The sequence below is a fragment of the Pseudomonas sp. genome, from assembly GCF_036404235.1.
In the GTDB taxonomy this organism is placed as follows: domain Bacteria; phylum Pseudomonadota; class Gammaproteobacteria; order Pseudomonadales; family Pseudomonadaceae; genus Aquipseudomonas.
Genome location: NZ_DASWOT010000069.1, coordinates 1 through 1,989, shown reverse-complemented (window position 1 = coordinate 1,989; position 1,989 = coordinate 1). Strand labels below are relative to the sequence as shown.

The window sequence follows — 1,989 nt, the reverse complement described above, 5'->3', positions numbered from 1 at the left end:
TAGTGTCCACGCCGCAGACCTCACCCGGGATAACGGTGCTGTTGTCGGTGACAATCAAAACTCGCAGACTGCGGGCGCCAGCGGTCCTGTATTGCTGCAGGATGTTCAACTGATTCAGAAACTTCAACGGTTCGACCGAGAGCGCATCCCGGAGCGGGTCGTTCATGCGCGGGGAACAGGTGCCTACGGCCAATTTACCGTCTCGGATGATTTGAGTGATCTGAGCAAGGCGCGAGTCTTTGGTGCGGGTGAGGTGACACCGGTTTTCGTACGATTCTCCTCGGTGGTACATGGCAATCATTCGCCTGAAACCTTGCGCGACCCTCGGGGCTTTGCGACTCGGTTCTTCAGACGCGACGGTAATTGGGATCTGGTGGGCAATAATTTCCCAACTTTCTTTATTCGTGACGCGATCAAGTTCCCCGACATGGTGCATGCCTTCAAGCCGGACCCGCGCTACAACCTGGATGACGATGCGCGTCGTTTCGATTTCTTTTCGCACGTGCCTGAGGCGACCCGTACCCTGACCGAGCTGTACTCAAATAACGGAACACCAGCCAGCTACCGAGAGATGGACGGCAACAGCGTGCATGCTTACAAATTGGTTAACGCGCAGGGCCAGGTGCATTACGTGAAGTTTCAGTGGAAAAGCCAACAGGGCATCAAAAACCTGAGGCCGGCTGAGGTTATTGCCGTCCAAGGACGTGATTACAGCCACATGACTCAAGACTTGGTCAGCCAGATCAAGCAAGGCAACCACCCAAAATGGGACCTGTTTGTACAGGTGCTTAAACCTGAAGATTTGTCGAAGTTCGACTTTGATCCGCTGGATGCGACCAAGATCTGGCCAGATGTCCCCTTACGCAAAGTCGGCCAGATGGTGTTGAACAAAAATCCGGGCAATGTTTTCCAGGAAACCGAACAGGTCGCCATGGCCCCGTCGAATCTGGTGCCCGGCATCGAACCGTCCGAAGATCGTCTGTTACAGGGGCGAGTGTTTTCATACGCGGATACTCAACTCTACCGCCTGGGCGCCAACGCGCATCAGTTGCCGATAAACGCGGCCAAAGTGAAGGTTAATAATGGCAACCAGGACGGCGCAATGAATGCCGGTCGCAGCGCGTCGGGTGTCAACTATCAGCCAAGCCGTTTGCAGCCGCGTGAAGAACAACCACAGGCTCGTTACAGTGAGCTACCGCTGCAAGGCACCACTCAGCAGGCGAAAATCCAGCGCGAGCAGAACTTCAAGCAAGCCGGTGACCTGTATCGTTCTTTCAGCAAGCAAGAACAGACTGATTTGGTCTCCAGTTTTGGCGAGGCGCTGGCGACGACCGACGATGAGAGCAAACACATCATGCTTTCATTCCTCTACAAAGCGGATGCCGAATACGGCAAGCGGGTTGCCAAAGTTGCCCAAGGTGACCTTTCTCGGGTGAAAGCCCTCGCGGAAAAACTGTCTGACTGACCCGATAGCGTGATTGCAGCATCCCGATGAGCCGATGCTGCAATCAAGCCAGCCTGCATGCGCCCTCGCTGGCAGGCAACCTGCGTTATGATTGCCAACTTTTATGATCGGGGGGGATGTCATGGCCAAGGCCAAACGCATGTATGGCTGCACCGAGTGCGGCTCGACGTTTCCCAAGTGGGCCGGCCAATGTGGCGAGTGCGGCGCCTGGAACACCCTGGTCGAGACGGTCATCGAAAGTGGCGGCGCAGCAGCACCCAGCGGCCGTTCTGGCTGGACGGGGCAAAAGGCTCAGGTCCGGACACTGGCCGAGGTCAGTGTGGAGGAGGTTCCACGCTTCTCCACTAACTCCACCGAATTGGATCGGGTGTTGGGCGGTGGATTGGTGGACGGTTCTGTTGTGCTGATCGGCGGTGACCCCGGCATTGGCAAGTCCACCATTTTGTTGCAAACCCTGTGCGCCATCGCTGAGCGCATGCCCGCGCTGTATGTCACGGGTGAAGAGTCGCAGCAGCAAGTCGCCA

At 56.5% G+C, this 1,989-nt stretch carries 2 protein-coding genes; both read left to right on the top strand.

Features of this window, described 5'->3' with window-relative positions:
- Positions 1-1,465: catalase (locus VGC62_RS08650; RefSeq protein WP_331186659.1), on the top strand; the 1,465-nt coding region annotated here is incomplete at its 5' end.
- Between the two features lie 121 nt (positions 1,466-1,586).
- Positions 1,587-1,989, top strand: a 403-nt coding sequence (locus VGC62_RS08645) for an ATPase domain-containing protein (RefSeq protein ID WP_331186658.1), incomplete at its 3' end; no start/stop codon positions are given.